Annotated in this window: 14 protein-coding genes; 8 read left to right on the forward strand and 6 right to left on the reverse strand. The window is 64.8% G+C overall.

The annotated features are described in order from the left end of the window. Window positions 1–38: 38 nt before the first annotated feature. From ACO06I_RS22245 to ACO06I_RS22255, 3 genes are read right to left on the reverse strand one after another with little or no spacing between them, the layout of a single operon-like run. Window positions 39–911: an FAD binding domain-containing protein gene (locus tag ACO06I_RS22245; RefSeq protein ID WP_421934803.1), complete on the reverse strand. Its 873-nt coding sequence runs from the start codon at window positions 909–911 to the stop codon at window positions 39–41. Beyond that, window positions 908–3,271: a xanthine dehydrogenase family protein molybdopterin-binding subunit gene (locus tag ACO06I_RS22250; protein ID WP_421934804.1), complete on the reverse strand. Its 2,364-nt coding sequence runs from the start codon at window positions 3,269–3,271 to the stop codon at window positions 908–910. The genes ACO06I_RS22245 and ACO06I_RS22250 overlap by 4 nt, the downstream gene beginning before the upstream one ends. A gap of 8 nt (window positions 3,272–3,279) precedes the next feature. Further along, complete coding sequence (locus ACO06I_RS22255) at window positions 3,280–3,768, reverse strand: (2Fe-2S)-binding protein (RefSeq protein ID WP_421934805.1); 489 nt, start codon at window positions 3,766–3,768, stop codon at window positions 3,280–3,282. Window positions 3,769–3,967: 199 nt separating this feature from the next. Between ACO06I_RS22255 and ACO06I_RS22260 the strand changes: the two genes are divergently transcribed. After that, window positions 3,968–4,729 carry an enoyl-CoA hydratase-related protein gene (locus tag ACO06I_RS22260; protein WP_421934806.1) on the forward strand — a complete coding sequence of 254 codons (762 nt, stop codon included), beginning with the start codon at window positions 3,968–3,970 and terminating at the stop codon, window positions 4,727–4,729. A gap of 385 nt (window positions 4,730–5,114) precedes the next feature. Here ACO06I_RS22260 and ACO06I_RS22265 read toward each other — a convergent pair whose 3' ends face one another. Genes ACO06I_RS22265 through ACO06I_RS22275 form a run of 3 tightly spaced genes read right to left on the reverse strand, consistent with a single transcriptional unit; the run spans window position 5,115 to window position 8,282 of the window. Further along, window positions 5,115–6,248 (reverse strand): acyl-CoA dehydrogenase family protein, encoded by a 1,134-nt coding sequence (locus ACO06I_RS22265; RefSeq protein ID WP_421934807.1) that lies wholly within the window; start codon window positions 6,246–6,248, stop codon window positions 5,115–5,117. A 3-nt stretch (window positions 6,249–6,251) separates the two neighbouring features. Then, a complete protein-coding gene (locus ACO06I_RS22270) occupies window positions 6,252–7,493 on the reverse strand; it encodes an MFS transporter (RefSeq protein WP_421934808.1) in 1,242 nt (413 codons plus the stop codon). A 45-nt stretch (window positions 7,494–7,538) separates the two neighbouring features. Continuing rightward, on the reverse strand, window positions 7,539–8,282 hold the full coding sequence (locus ACO06I_RS22275; RefSeq protein WP_421935117.1) for a thioesterase family protein: 744 nt from the start codon (window positions 8,280–8,282) through the stop codon (window positions 7,539–7,541). 263 nt (window positions 8,283–8,545) lie between these two features. Here ACO06I_RS22275 and ACO06I_RS22280 point away from each other — a divergent pair, with 263 nt between their 5' ends. Genes ACO06I_RS22280 through ribD form a run of 7 tightly spaced genes read left to right on the forward strand, consistent with a single transcriptional unit; the run spans window position 8,546 to window position 15,178 of the window. Beyond that, window positions 8,546–9,400 carry a 3-keto-5-aminohexanoate cleavage protein gene (locus tag ACO06I_RS22280; protein WP_421934809.1) on the forward strand — a complete coding sequence of 285 codons (855 nt, stop codon included), beginning with the start codon at window positions 8,546–8,548 and terminating at the stop codon, window positions 9,398–9,400. Next, window positions 9,400–10,029, forward strand: a complete 630-nt coding sequence (ribA, locus tag ACO06I_RS22285) for a GTP cyclohydrolase II (RefSeq protein ID WP_421934810.1) — start codon at window positions 9,400–9,402, stop codon at window positions 10,027–10,029. Before ACO06I_RS22280 ends, ribA begins: the two co-directional genes overlap by 1 nt. Then, a complete protein-coding gene (locus ACO06I_RS22290; protein WP_421934811.1) occupies window positions 10,029–10,811 on the forward strand; it encodes a class I SAM-dependent methyltransferase in 783 nt (260 codons plus the stop codon). The genes ribA and ACO06I_RS22290 overlap by 1 nt, the downstream gene beginning before the upstream one ends. Continuing rightward, on the forward strand, window positions 10,808–12,418 hold the full coding sequence (locus tag ACO06I_RS22295; protein WP_421934812.1) for a gamma-glutamyltransferase: 1,611 nt from the start codon (window positions 10,808–10,810) through the stop codon (window positions 12,416–12,418). Before ACO06I_RS22290 ends, ACO06I_RS22295 begins: the two co-directional genes overlap by 4 nt. Window positions 12,419–12,435: 17 nt before the next feature. Beyond that, window positions 12,436–13,806, forward strand: coding sequence for a condensation domain-containing protein (locus tag ACO06I_RS22300; protein WP_421934813.1), 1,371 nt, complete (start codon window positions 12,436–12,438; stop codon window positions 13,804–13,806). Beyond that, on the forward strand, window positions 13,803–14,192 hold the full coding sequence (locus tag ACO06I_RS22305; protein ID WP_421934814.1) for a hypothetical protein: 390 nt from the start codon (window positions 13,803–13,805) through the stop codon (window positions 14,190–14,192). The genes ACO06I_RS22300 and ACO06I_RS22305 overlap by 4 nt, the downstream gene beginning before the upstream one ends. Further along, the gene (ribD, locus tag ACO06I_RS22310) at window positions 14,189–15,178 is read left to right on the forward strand and encodes a bifunctional diaminohydroxyphosphoribosylaminopyrimidine deaminase/5-amino-6-(5-phosphoribosylamino)uracil reductase RibD (protein ID WP_421934815.1); all 990 of its coding nucleotides are present in this window, start codon (window positions 14,189–14,191) and stop codon (window positions 15,176–15,178) included. The genes ACO06I_RS22305 and ribD overlap by 4 nt, the downstream gene beginning before the upstream one ends. Window positions 15,179–15,187 lie beyond the last annotated feature (9 nt).

Raw genomic sequence — 15,187 nt, forward strand, 5'->3', positions numbered from 1 at the left:
GCGTCCTCTACGGGAAGGGAGGCGGGATGGCCGGGCGATCATGCCGGTGCGAGAGACAGTTCCGACAGGGTGCGCCGAACGAGCACGGATAGCCGGGTGGCTCGGTAGGCGCCGGAAGCGTGACGGTCATCCAGGAAGTCGAGGTCCCCTGTCGCACCTGCGATCAGGCGCGCCAGGCCGGGGGAATCCTTAAGCATGAAACCCGACAGGGCGTCTTCGACTTCCGTGAGACGCTGCGGGCGCCCCAGGGCCCCGGATGCGGCAAGTCGGCAGTCGACGCATCGTCCGTCCGGGTCGACCTCGAGGGATGCCGCGAGGCCCGCGACGCTCCAGCCAATGGCGGTGTGTCGGACCTTGCGATAGGCCGCCAACCGAGCCGTCGCAGGCGCCTCGATCCTGAGGCCGGTCACCATTTCGCCGACCTGCAAGGCGTTGCGCCCAGGACCGCTTACGAACTCGGAAATTGTCATCTCACGTTGCACATCACCGCAACGGACCTCGATCACGGCGTCCAGCACCAGGCAGGCGGCCACCCAGTCGCCGCTTGGGTCGGCATGGCAGAGCGCCCCGACCAGGGTGCCCTGTCCGCGCACCATCGGGTCCGCCGCGACGGCCGCCACTTCGGCGAGGATTTCCAGGCGCTCCAGAACGAAGGGATGCCGAACGATGTCGGCCTGGGTGGCCATCGCGCCAATCCGGATGATGTCACCATCGACCGCGATCCTCTTGAGCTCGCCGATCCCTCCGAGATCGACGACCAGCTGGGGCCGGCGCATGCGTTGCTTCAGCTCGGTGAGAAGGCTCTGGCCCCCAGCCAGGATCGCTACGCTATCGGGCGACGCTTGCGCGAGGAGGGCGGCGGCGCTGGGGACGTCGCAGGGTCGGACATAGTCGAAGTCGACGGGGATCATGGCCGCGCCCCCTGAGCGGCGGAAAGTGCTGCCAGGACGCGTTCAGGGGTGAGCGGCATGTCGATCTGGCGGACGCCAAGTGGCCAGAGCGCGTCAAGCACGGCGTTGACGATAGCCGGAGGCGCACCCAGCGCGCCGGCTTCGCCGATCCCCTTGGAGCCCAGGGGATTGTTGGGCGTCGGGCTGCACACGAAATCGATCTCCATCCTGGGCAGCATGTCACTGCGCGGAATTGGGGGGTCAGGGACCGGGGCCCCGTCAGCATCGATGGCCGCGTCTTCAAAGAGCGCCTGGCCGATGCCCTGGGCGAGACCACCCTGAATTTGGCCGCGCGCCAGCAGCGGATTGATGACCACGCCGCAGTCCTCGATCGCCACATACCGCTGAAGCGCGATTTCACCCGTCTCGACGTCGACCTCAACCAGGGCGACATGGGCGCCGTTTGGCGCCGACATCGCGTGCGGGTGATAGAATTCGCTTTCCTCCAGGCCAATGCCCAGGGCGCGCGGTATGCCCTGGCCGGTCCAGGCTGCATGCCCGATCTCCTGGATCGTCACGGACCGGTTGCCGTCGGCTCGGAAAAGGCCACCGTCGAAAACCACGTCGGCAGGTTCGCTCTGCAGCATGTGCGCAGCCAGGCTGCGCATCTTCGCAGCCACGCGGGCCGCCGCGAGCTTGACGGCGCTGCCACCGACGGAGACCGAGCGCGAGTTGAAGGTTCCGACGCCGAGGGGAACGATATCGGTGTCGCCCTGGACCACCTCGATATCATCAAGAGGGAGGCCGAGTTCGTCGGCCGCGATCTGGGCATAAATGGTGGCATGGCCCTGACCGTGACTGTGAGAACCCGAGAGCACTGTGGCCCTGCCATCCGGGTGGACCCGCACCAGAGCGCTCTCGAATCCACCCCGGTCGAAACCGATCGGCCCCATCAGCTCGGCCATGCCGACGCCGCAGGAGTGGGTGTAGGTGGCGAGACCCGCGCCCAGACAGCGTCCCGTCAGTCGGGCGGCGGCCTGCTCGATCCTGAAGGCGCCGTAGTCGGCCTGAGTGAGCGCCTTTGCCAGCGTCACCTCGTACTGGCCGGTATCGAGACTGATGCCGGTCGGATGACGATAGGGAAGCCTGTCTGGCGTGACGAAGTTTCTCCGCCGCACCTCGGCAGGGTCGAGCCCGAGCTCCAGGGCGACACGACCAATCGCCCGTTCGATGATGTAGGCGGCCTCAGGGCGGCCGGCGCCGCGATAGGCATCGACGGGGGTGGTGTTCGTGTAGACGTTGGTGATCAGCACCTCGACGGTTGGGATCGCGTAGAGCCCCAGGACGAACAGAGCCACATTGACCGTGGGTACGCCCGATCCCATCGACGATAGGTAGGCCCCGACATTGGCGACGCTGTTCACCCTAAGCGCCTGGATCCTGCCGTCACCTGTTGCGGCCACGTCGACAGTGGTGGCGTGGTCGCGCCCGTGAGTGGTGGCGCTGATATTCTCGCTGCGGGTTTCGGTCCACTTGACCGGCCGCCTTAGCTTCCGGCTCAGGCGGGCCAGCACGACGTCCTCGGGATAGAAGTGCATCTTCGCCCCGAACCCGCCGCCGACGTCGGGTGAGACCACCCGGAGTCTCTGCTCTGGAAAGCCAAGGGCCTGGGCGAGCATGCGGCGGAGCAGGTGCGGCAGTTGATGGGCGCAATAGACGGTCAGCCGGCCGGTCGCGTCGTCGAAATCGGCGTTTACCGCCCGCGGTTCGAGCGGGAAGGGGATCAGGCGCTGGTTGCGGAGCGTGAAGCTGATCCTGAGATCTGCGCCAGCGGCTGCCTCGGCGAAGCCGCCGCCGACGGGAAACCGCGTCGCGATATTGTCAGTCAGGTCGGCATGCACCAGCGGCGCTCCAGGCGCGGCGGCAGCCTGCTGGTCGATCTGCACGGGCAGGGGTTCATAGGAGATCTGGGCCAGCTCCGCGGCGTCTGCTGCCGCGGCGGGGTTGTCGGCTACGATCACGGCCACGGCCTCGCCGTGGTGCCGGACCCTGTCACGTGCGAGCGGCGGTCGCCCTTTGACCTTCGAGCCTGGCACGACCCAGTTCGGGGCGATGTCATCCAGCTCACCGAGGTCCGACGCCGTGTACGCCACGACCACGCCTCTGTAGGCCCGCGCCTGCGACAGGTCTGCGGATACGATCCGCGCGTGGGCGTGAGGGCTGCGAACGAAGTGCGCGTAGAGCTGTCCCGGCAGGACGATATCATCGACATAGCGGCCGCGGCCGGTGAGGAAGCGCTGGTCCTCGCGTCGAGGAACCGGCTGACCGACCAGGGGGCCGGGTTGCGGGTGATGCCCGGTAGGAGGGAGGTGTCGGTTCATGGCGGCCTTCAGATTTTCTGTGGCGCGTGCGCCATGACGACTGCGGCCTCAGCTACAGCTTCGACGATGTGCTGGTAGCCCGTGCAGCGGCAGAGATTCCCCCGCAGCGCGTCGCGGATTTCGCCATCGGTCGGATTGGGGTTTTGGTTCAGCAGGTCCAGGGCGGCGCACAGCATGCCGGGCGTGCAGAAGCCGCATTGAAGAGCATGGCGTTCCTGAAAGGCCTTCTGGAGCGGGTGCAGGTCGCCGTCCCGGGCCAGCCCGGCTGCGGTGGTGACCCGCGAGCCATCGGCCTGGACGGCGAGGCTCAGGCATGACTTCACCGCATGGCCGTCGAGCAGGACCGTGCACGCGCCGCAACGTCCTGTCTCACACCCGATGTGGGGGCCGGTGACGCCAAACACCTGGCGCAGGGCCTGAACCAGCAGCATCCGCGACTCGACCTCGCCTGCCGCAGGCCTGCCATCGATGGATAGCTCGATGTTGTGACGCCCCATGAACCACCCCCTCCAGGGAAATCGGCACGATCGGAGACCGCGATATGAAATGATATGCGACATGTAATGGTGCGGGCTGGAGAATTGTCAACAGCACAAAAACCTTTGGCTAAACGCAGAAAAAATGGCCATAGCGAATACCATCACATTGTCAGCATCATGTAATGATCAAGCGTGAGTCCAGGATGGAGAGAGCTCAATGGTCGGGGAAATCGTCTATCGCGCCGAAGGCGGAATCGCGCAGATCAAGATCGATCGGCCAGACAAGAAGAACGCTCTTACCGCGTCCATGTACGCCGCTCTGACGGACGCGATCAGGGCCGCCGAGGCCGAACCTGCGGTGCGGGTTATTGTCATCCTGGGATCCGAAGGGGCGTTCACCGCGGGCAACGATCTCCAGGAGTTCCTGCAGGATCCGCCCACAGGTCTGGACCGTCCCGTCTACCGCTTCATGGCCGCGCTGGCGGGCGCGGAGAAAGTCGTGGTCGCGGGGGTCTCTGGACTCGCGGTCGGGATCGGAACCACGCTGCTTCTACATTGCGATCTTGTGGTTGCGGGCGACACTGCCCGCTTCTCGCTGCCCTTTGTGACCCTGGGGCTCGTGCCGGAGTTCGCAAGCTCGCTCCTGCTCCCGCAGCTTATCGGGCGGCAGCTGACGGGCAAGCACCTGTTACTCGCAGAGCCGTTCGACGCCGGGAAGGCGCTTGCCTACGGCGTTGTTAGCGAGGTCGTCGCCGCCGCGCAGGTCGAAGCGGTCACGATGGAGTGGGCCGCGCGCATCGCGGCCAAGGCCCCTCGCGCGGTCATCGAGACCAAGCGGCTATTGAAGCCGGAGCCGCTGCAGATCGCCCGCCGCATCGCCGCCGAGGCGGCGACCTTCTCCGCCCAGCTGGAATCCAAGGAAGGGAAGGAGGCGTTGGGCGCCTTCGTGGAGAAGCGCGCGCCGCAGTTTGGAGCCTGAGGAGCGAGGACGACGGGGACCCGCGCGCTGACGTTGGTGTTGTCATGATGCGCCGCAACCCCGATCTCGCATCTCCTCCTCTTGTTGCTGCGACAGGAGTAGCGCGCAGGGTGCGGCGAGGCGATGGTGCGGACTGCGAGCCGGCTAGGCGGAAGCGAGGCTCGCCGGCTGCGCTCGGGTTAAGCACGTCCGACAAGGTCCACCGCAGCGCCTCCATGCTCCCTCCTTGGAAGTGGCGGAGGGCAGCCAGCCAAAGCCAGCTCGCCTGGGCTCGACGCGAGGAGGCCGAGATGGGAGCCGGTCAGGGTCAAGCCTCATACCCGACCAAGCCCTTGGCGAGGTGCAGTCACGACTGGGTGGGCAATCGGCTCTCCCTCGTGACCGTCTAGACCGCCAACACGAGAGTCCGAGCAATCTCTTCCCGGATGGTCTCTGAATTTCCGGCCGACACCAATCGTCCGCGGGCCTCGCGATACCATCGTTCGAAGGGCAACTTTTTCGTGATCCCCTCGCCGCCGTATATCTGCATCGACCGGTCGATGATCCGACACAACGCTTCGCTGGAATAGAGCTTGGCTGCCGCCGCTTCCGTATGGAAATCCAGACCTTTTTCAGCCTTCCAGGCCGCGTCCCAGAGGATCGCCCGTGCGGCTTGGATTTCAAGCAGTGAGTCCGCCAAGGTCGCTTCCAGAACACTCTTGCCCCGGCGACATTTGGCGACCGCCAAAGTCAGCGCGGCCTGCGCCGCGCCGATGTGCGAAGCCGAGAAGGAGAGCCGGCTGCGTGCAAAGATATCGTGCACCATGGCATCAGCACGACCTTCCAGGCCCAACAAGTTCTCAGCGGGGACAGCGCAATCGGTGAAGCGGAGCTCAGCGGGATAGTCAGCGCGGATCAATGGGATGGGAGCCGTCTGATACTTGCCACGCTCGACAAAAAAGCATGAAACGCCCTCGCGGCCGGGGGTTTCGGTGCGGGCGAATACAAGGCCCCACTCGGCGTCGAGACCGTTGGATATCCACGTCTTCCGACCGTTTATCACCCAATGATCGCCTCGACGCACAGCGCGGGTATGGATTTCGCCGACCGGATCGTTTGGGTGGACATGGTCGTCGGGCGGCGGCTCGGACATGGCGAAGAAGGTTTTGGCGCCGTCCCGAACCGCGGGGGTCACGAAGCGCTCCGCTTGCTCGGCGGAACACTGGTAGGCGATGTCTGCCGGATAGCGGCCGAACACCCCATAGCCGGGATTGTACAAGCCATTGCGATGACCGCACATCTCTTCGATGACCACCACCTGAGCGAATGGTCCAAGTTCCTGGCCCCCGAAGCGTTTCGGCGCCCACAGCGCCCAAAGGCCATCGCGGCGGGCGGCGTCCGCCAACCTGGCATAGACTGTCGCGTCGAACTCGGTGGCGTCCGGATCCAGTCGTCGATCTTCAGGAAGGATGTGTTCGCGCATGAACAGGCGCACTTTGTCGCGCAGAGCTGTTAGCTCCGCAGATAGTGGCGGAAACATGAATCAACTTTCGGGCTGAGCGACAGGGCGCTGCGGGGTTTTCGAACTTGCGAGCGTCCGGTGGAACGCAAATCCGGCGCAGAGGATGAGGGTCAGACCCATGACGCCTGCCGCAGCAAGGTATGGCGCGGTCGGTCCCACAGTCTGAAAGAGCAGCCCGTTTATGATGGCGCTGCCGGCCAGCGCCACCGCGCCCGCAGCGTGCACCACACCGAAGCCAAGGCCGCGGTTGGCTCCTGAAACCGCTTCCGAGGTCTGCATGATGTTGCAGATCAGAGCGATGTTGTGGATCAGGAGATAGGCCCCGAAGAAGCCTGCGTACGCCCAGGCCACCTGGCTTAGGCTCATGGCCAAGAAGGCGGCGCTCGCCAGTCCCAGCGCAATGAGGAGGGTCGCGGTGACACCGAGACGACGGATGGCGCTCTGAGCCAGGGCGGCTCGCCCAAGGGCGCCCGCGAGGGTGGTGCCGGCCAGAAGCCAGGCCGTATTTTCCGCGCGCCACCCAAAGCGAGTATGCAAGAACATCGCGTTCACAGCGAGCGCGAGGCCGATGCCGTAGTTCAGACCCAGGCGGACCAGAATCGGGTACGCAAGAGCACGAACAACCTCGAGATTGGCCAGCATACCCAGCGTCGGGGCTGCTGCGGCGACGCCGGGCGGCCTCGCCGGCAAGGCGCGCGACGTCAGCCACATGGCTGTCGTCGTCAGCGTCATGCCAACGGCCAGACAGGCTGTGATTTCTTGGCGCGGGTCGTCCAGAAATAGGCCGACGATCGCCGCCAGGAGCGGTCCGATCGCCCCGCCGACGAGCGCCGCCGCCGTGACGAAGCCGACGTGGCGGACGCCTTGCGCCTGATTACTCTGCGCCGAGATCAGCGCCTGTAAGATTGCCTCGCGCCCGCTCATGGCGCCGCCGATGGCGCGGAAGATGAAGAGCATTGCGAGGGTCGTGCTCGCCATCATGCCGGCATATGAGATCAGGGTGCCCAGGAACGTAAGCTGCAGCGCGCGGCGGACCCCAGACCGATCGCTGACGTGGCCGATGAGCGGAGCAGCCAAGAAGCTGGACAACATGAAGACCGCCACCAATTGCGCGACCACGGCGGGAGATCCCCCGAGTTCGAGGACAAAGAACGGCACATGCGGCAACACGATTCCGAGCCCCACGCCGTCGACAAGACTGACGATCACCGCGGCGAGCAAAAGGTTCTGAGGGTGTGGAGGGCTTGCGGTCACTGAGGACATGGCGTCGTTCTTGGCAGGGTCGCACCGGCATGCCGGTGGTGACGATCAATGGGGAAGCAGGACAAGGGTTGTGCTGAAGCAGCCGAATTCACCCTTGAGGTCGGACAGCGGCGTCGACGAGTAGCCAGAGCCAGATCGCGACCACCTGGAAACGGGCCGCATTCCGATCCAGCCGTCGTCGGGAAGGCGGTCTGCATGTGCGGAGAACTCAACGTTTGGCAGGCCACGCACCGCGGGCTTCCGCCAATCGTCCGGACGAGCCGCGGCTGGCGACCAATCAGCCAGGGGCAGTAAATTCGCGAAGCTGGATGCGGTCTCGGTAACTGGAGCCGCCGAGCGATACCAGAATTCCCCATCGCGCTCCGCCCGATCCAGGACATCGTCGTGCCAGGGCTGGCCATGGAGAGAGGTGAACTTGGGAAGTGGCCGAAGGTCCTGCGGATCGGTCGCGACAAGCACCGGTTCGGGCACAGCTGGCATGGAGAGTCGCCCAGCGAAGGTCACCGACGCGCGCGCTAGCAGTCGACCATCTTGTCGCATCTCAACATCGCAGACAGCCGAACGCCGACCTTCATGTGGCGTCCGAACCTCAAGCTGCACCGGCAGCATGGGTACGGTGCGGAAAAAGTGCACGGTGACGGCCCGTGGCTCAAAGGCGCGGCCGATCGCCTGTTCGGCCACAGCGCAAAGCAACCCCGCGGCGACGCCGCCCTGGACGCCATCGTAACCGCCCCGGGCTTCAGGCGCCGGCATCCAGCTCCCGTCCGCGAGCGGCCGAAACAAAATCACCGAGGTCAAAATTTTCCCCTTCCAGGCGCTTGGCGCGAGGGTTTGGCGCAGGCCGCCGCTCCTTGAGAACGCTGGTCGCTGAAACTCGGCGAATGCACGCAAATGTGGACCATGAAGAAAACACTCTCTACGCGAGTTGACCGATTAACGAGCTTGACCAAGGCATGATGCACGGCAAAGGTGTGTTGCGCAATTCAGAGATTACGTGTGGCGGCATACACGTAATCCGATAACTACAATAAAAGTCCGATTGAGGCGAAGTTATGGATAAATTGATCGTCAATATTTGTCCAACCGGAATGGTTCCACGTAAGAGGGATACGCCGCATGTCCCAACTTCTCCAAAAGAAATCGCATCCGATGTTCAGCGTTGCTGGAATGCCGGGGCGTCTATAGTTCACATTCATGCGCGAGAAGATGACGAGGATCCGACCTGGCGCGCCGAGCGCTTTCGGGAAACAATCGCGGAAATTCGCGCCTCCGCGCCTTCAATCGTTATCTGCGTCACGACGAGCGGTAGAGACTGGGGCGATTTCGAGCGTCGCTCCGAAGCCTTGGCGATTTCCGGCGGTTGCAAGCCTGAGATGGCGTCGCTGACCTTGGGTTCGATGAACTTTCCGAAGTCGGCTTCGGTCAACGCACCCGATATGATCCGCGATCTCGCTCGCGAGATTCTTGCCCGTAACATCGTCCCGGAACTGGAAGTGTTTGACGTCGGGATGGCCAATTTCTCGGCCCGTCTGGCGTCTGAGGGAATTCTCAAGGCGCCGTTTTACTTCAACATACTGCTCGGATCGATGGGGACTGCGGACCTCAGCCCAATCAACCTCGGCGCGATCCTGGCGACCCTTCCCCAGGGGGCCACTTGGGCGCTCGCCGGCATCGGGCGCTTTCAACTGCCGGCCAATGCTATGGCCGTAGCGCTTGGTGGTCATGTTCGTGTCGGTCTCGAAGACAATCCTCACTACGACTGGCGGGAGCGCTCGGAGGCCACCAATCCGCGGCTGGTCGAACGGATTGTGCGGCTCGCGCGGGAGATGGGACGTGAACCTGCGGCTCCATCCGAAACCCGGTCCATCATCGGCCTCAGGGAGCCGATGGTCTTGGAGCGGGCGTAATGTCGAAGGACGCAGGTTACTCAAACGTCGCGACGGCCCTTCTACCGATGAAGGTGGATGGTCGCGTGCACCCCTTCACGGCGCATGCCTACAGGTGCGAAGCGACAGGGGACGAGCTCATCGCCCTGGTGCGAGGTTCCGAGCACGTTCTTGGCCCGTCGCCGCTGGTGCGCATGCACAGCGGCTGCCTCACGGGCGATGCTCTTGGCTCGCAGCGGTGCGACTGCCGGTTTCAGCTGGAGTCAGCGTTGCAGCGCATCTGTGAGGAGGGCGCTGGGGTGCTTGTCTATCTCCACACTCACGAGGGCCGCGGGATAGGCTTGGCCAACAAGATCCGCGCATACGCGCTGCAGGACATCGGCCGCGACACGGTCGACGCCAATCTTGAGCTCGGATTGTCCGTCGACGCCCGGAGCTATGCGGGAGCGGCCTTCGCGCTTCGCGACCTTGGAGCCTCGCGGATCCGCCTACTTTCCAACAACCCAGAGAAGATTCGCGCGCTCGAAGCCGAAGGCGTCACCGTGGTTGAGCGCGTGCCGATAGACGGCGGCCGAACCGAACACAATCGCGGGTATATCGACACCAAGGTCGCCCGCATGTCGCATCTCTTCGGCTGTGAGGTAGCTTAGTGGACACTGTCGTCTCAACGCGATGGGTTGAACCAACCGACTACGAGTCGCTTGCGGCTCGCCTGCAGCAGAAGAACGCTTTGGCCTTGGCGTCTCTGGCCGCATCGCGCGGGGTGCAGCCGCGGGCCATCGACCTCGGCTGCGGTACGGGCTTTCTCGCCGAGCAGATTCTTCTGCAGCAAGTGAGCCGGGAGGTGACCTGCGTTGACCTCTCCCAGGAGATGTTAGCGACAGCCAAAGCCAAGGCGACACTGCGAGACCAAACCTTTGTGTGCGCCAGCATCCTCGATCTGGACCTGCCCGCAACGTTCGACCTGGTCTGCTCAAACGCCGCATTACACTGGCTCTACCCACGCTATCGCGAAACCTTCCAAGCAGCCCGGCGGCTGACTCGAGACGGAGGTCTTTTTGCGTTCGCCATGGCGGGGGAATGTGCTGCGTCTCGGCTCTTCGATGACCGGATCGAGGCCGCTTTCAGCAGCGTGGGACGCCCCCAGGATCCAATCCCGTTCCGGGAACGTCGCATCACAGTCGCTGCAGCCGAGCGCCTCTGCGTCGCGGCCGGATTTGTGGTCGAGGACGCATTCCTCATCGACCGCAGCGTGGAAATGGACGCGCGCGACTACGCCCATTGGCTGATCGCCAGCGGGGGGCCCTGGGGCGCCGCCGTTCAACAGCAAGGTGAGATTGTGGCCGACTTGGTTGCCGCCCTCGCTCCAGCCGGCGAGACGGTCGAGACCGGTCATTGGAGCACCCTCGTCATCGCTCGCGCGGTCCCATGAGCCGGCCGACACCGACCGTCGTCACCGGCCAAGACTGTCTCGTCACCTCCGGAAGCGTCCTCGCGACAAAGGCCGGCCTTGAGACTCTGGCATCTGGTGGTTCGGCGTTCGATGCAGCTGTCACCGTGGCGTCGTGCCTGATGGTCGCCTTGCCCATGAGTTGCGGCCTCGGCGGCGACCTTGTCTTCATGGGGTTTGACGCGGCGGCGGGAACGCCGATCCAGCACGCCTTTCTAGGGCGTGCGCCGGCGCACGCGACACCAGCAAACGTTGCGCGCGGCGGCAGCATACCGCTGCATGGGATCCTTGCAGCAACCATCCCAGCCGCAGCGGAGGGTTTGCTCGAGTTTCATCGCCGCTACGCACGACGGCCGCTGAGGGAACTGCTGCATGCGGCCCGTTCGGCCGCTGACGACGGGCTGCGTGTCTCTCCTCAATTCAGTCGATGGACGTCGAACAACCTCCCCGTTGTGTTGGCCAGCCCCGCCCTGTCAGCCATCTACGCGCCTGACGGCGATGCGGTCACCGAAGGTTCGCTCCTGTTGCAGGCCGGCCTTGGGGTCAGCCTTGGGCTCATGGCCGAACGGTCCGCGGCGGTGGTCTTAGCCGAGCTTCGGCAGGAAGTTCTTCGGCTTTCAGCACAACATGGCGGATTGTTCAGCGCCGCTGATCTCCACGAGAGCCAGGAGCTTCTCTCTCCAGCCCTAACCTTCACGGTGGGCTCCCGCCAGCTACTGACTCCTAACCTGCCCACCCAAGGCTACATGATCGGCCAGAGTCTGAATGCGTTCGCCGCGGTGACGGCGCAAGCGCCGGCTGCAGGACCCGCAGAAGAAATCCACGTCTGGACGGAGATCTTCAATCAGATCTATGGCCTTCGGTTGGCTCATCTCGCCGACCCGGAGGTGTCCCCCGCCGCGACCGACGTGCTGTGCGCCGACGCGGTGTCGCGCATCGCGGCCGCCGTTGATCGGCGCATACGCACACCCCTTCGCTACCGGAACTACTACGATGAAGGGGACACCACGCAGTTCGTGGTGAAGGACGCCGCCGGGAACCTGGTCTCCGGCATCATGAGCCTGTCACACGGCTTTGGATGCGGCGTGAGTTCGGCGACCTACGGTCTGACCCTTAGCAATCGGCTTGGACGCTCGTCGACCGCCGATCCGCGACAAGCCAATTGCGTCGGGCCGCGCAAGCGCCCGGTGAACACGATCATGACCTACCTCGTGATGGAGGACGGCGCGCCATTTCTCGCCGGCGGCACGCCAGGGGGCGACGGCCAGGCACAATGGAACAGTGTCTTCCTGGCGGACGTGCTGCTGCATGGCCACTCGCCCGAGATCGCCATCGCGCGCCCGCGCTTCACGCTTGTTCCGGGCGCAGACAAGGGCGAGTCCGCCATGGCCGAAGGCCTCGAGATCGAGACCGGCTATGGGGACGAGGTTTATGACGAGCTCAGATCCCGCGGACACACCCTTAAGATCAAGCCCCGTGTGCAAGGCGCACTGCGCTCAGTGGCGCAGCAGGGCGGCCAGTGGATCGCGGTGGATGATGGCCATGAAGAGGGCCTTACCGCTGCGGCGCCCCTGAACCAGCAGCCATAGTTGGGAACCGATTTCGGATGATCCTTCCCGCCTCGGAGAACCAGAAGCTCATCGCCGCGAGTCTCCGGCTCTACCCCAATGCGGCCACCCATTACTTCTCGACGGTCAGCAAGGGAAGGCGACCGGACTTGGATCTGGAGCGCAGCGTGCTGGCTCGCTTCATCGAGCGCCATCCGATGATGAGATCGCGGCTGAGCGACGACGGACGTGGCGTCGGACTCATCCTGTCCGATACGTTCCAGATCGACGACTACATCAGCATGGAGGAGGTTGACGCCTGCGAAAGTGCGTCCGCCGTCGCCGCCGCGTCCGCGTTCTTGGCCCGACCTATCGATCCCCGCATTTCTCCGCCATATCGCTGCCGGTTCTTCGTGGCGCCGGATGGCTATCTGCTCGTCAGGATGGGCCATCACGTGGTCTTCGATGGTCACACCCGCACGATCCTGCTGCGGGACCTGCAGATGATCGCCCAGAGCCTGCAGGCCGGCGATCCCATGCCGCCGCCGCCTGCGAAGACCTATCAGGACTATGTGGCCTGGGAGGGGGCGCGCCACCAGGGAGAGGCGGGCCGCCGAAATCTCGACTCGGCGGTCGCGCGGCTGGGTGGGTACGAAATCCTGCCGCTCAGTCGCAAGGCGCGCCCCGCCCATCCGGGCATGCTCCTCAGCCCGGTCGTGATTGTGGATCCAGAACGCTCCGCCCAATTGCGCGGTTTCGCGCGGGAGGAGGGCGCCAGCGCCTTCAACTTGTTTGTCGCTGTCTATGTCCTGGCTCTGGGCGATCTAACCGGCCGCAGGGATGTGGGCGTCGCCGCTCCGTTTGGCACGGACCGGGCCGCCGGCCTCTCCAATGTCGCGGGCAATATGATCGACCACCTTCCGCTGCGCTTCGATCTCGCGGAAGCCAGGACCTTTCGCGCCTTGGTGGGACTGGCGAAGCAGCGGATGCACGAGGCGCGTCGCCGCTTCGTGCCGTTCAATGCAATTCTCAAGGGCCTCGGTCACGACGTCGCAGTGGCGCCACGCCCGTACCTGCAGGCTATCGTGAGCTACCTTGCCGGCGAGCCCGGGATACCTCCGAATTTGCTGGGTACGCCGACAGACGTCTACCAAGCGCCGAGCGGCGCCGAGCGTCCCTTCTGGGTTCCTGCGCGCGCCTTGCCGCTCGAGTTGCAGGACATCGGCTTCCTGGTCACGGACTTCGCTGGGACCCTTCGCTTCCGGCTTTCGGTTCGCGCCGATCTGGTCGCACAAGGTCAACTGGACGCCCTGGCGCAGCAACTCGGCGAGTTATTCGCCGCCCTGGCCGACGCGCCGGACGCCCCCCTGGAGCACATTCCTGCGCGCTTTCAGACTGGCGTTCTTGATCTCTTGGAGCCCGCCATATGAGCGCGCCGCAAGCCGAAGCCGTCGTGCTCAGCTATATGGAGGCGTTTCGTAGCGGCGACATCGTTGGGGCGAGCCAGTGCTATGCGCCCGCCTATGTGCTCGCCTCCGATGGCGAGGCAGGCCTGAGCCTGGTTGAGGCTGTAGCCGCCCGGATCGCCGGCCTCCACGCCAACACGATCGGCCGCGGCCTGGGCCTCGAAATCTCGAACCTGGTCAGCGTCGCGCTTGGGTCTGGCGCGACTGCCGTCGGATGCGAACTCCTGTGGCAAGGGCCGTCTGAGCATCGTCGTCAGGAGGTCACTTATCTCCTAACGCAAGACGGAGGATGGCGGATCTGCGCCGTTCTGCCAGGGCGGCTTTTAGCCCTTGGCCCTGACCGCCCATGAGCCCCCCGGTGGGAGGTGCGTCAATTCCGCCGGGAGCCCTGCGCCTGGGCGCCGCCGCTGCTCTGCGGCTCGCGCGTGCAAGCCGCGGCATGACCGCGCCTAACCCGCCGGTCGGTTGTGCAGCGTTCGATCGGCAAGGGCGTCTGCTCGCCGTTGCGCGCCACGATGGGCCAGGCCAGGCTCACGCTGAGGCGGCGGCGCTCGAGGCTTGCCGGAGGTCTGGCGATCTCGCCGCCGTTCATACGCTATTCGTCACCCTGGAGCCCTGCAACCATCATGGCCGCACGCCGCCTTGCGCGGAGGCCGTCATTGGGGCGCAAGTTACTGAAGTCGTAATCGGCGCGTGCGATCCCAATCCCGCTGTGCGCGGCGGTGGCGCTGCAAGACTTGCGATGGCGGGCGTACGGGTCCGCCACCTTTCAGCGTTCATGGAACCCGACATCAAGGCGCTCGGCCCGGAGTGCGAAGCCCTCATCGCCCCGTTCGCAAAGCACGCCGTCCATGGCTTGCCCTGGGTGCTCGTCAAGCAAGCCCTTGATCTCAGCGGGTCGATGATCCCACCCCTCGGTTCAAAGACCTTCACCGACCCAGAGTCGATCCGGCTGGCGCACCGACTGCGCCGGGAGTCAGACGCAATCATCACAGGCGTTGGCACAGTATTGGCGGACCAGCCTCTATTCACGGTGCGTGCGGTCGACGACTTCGAAGGCAAGATCCGCTGGTTGGGTATCCTGGATCGCACGGGACGGACTCCGGCGGCCTATCTCACCGCCGCCCGCGAACGGGGAGTGGAGCCGATTTGCGGTTCAGACTTCACTGCGATGGTCCGCGATCTAGGGCGTAGGGGGGCTCTGCAAGTCCTCGTCGAGGCCGGGCCGACCATTTCCGAACATGTGCTGGAGAGCGGTTTCTGGGACGAGCATGTCGTCATCCGGCGATCCACAGCAGGGGACGTTGTCGAGCGTCGACGTCGCAAAGAACACTAGGAGAAGAAT

The organism is Phenylobacterium sp. (genome assembly GCF_965229015.1).
Classification (GTDB): domain Bacteria; phylum Pseudomonadota; class Alphaproteobacteria; order Caulobacterales; family Caulobacteraceae; genus Phenylobacterium.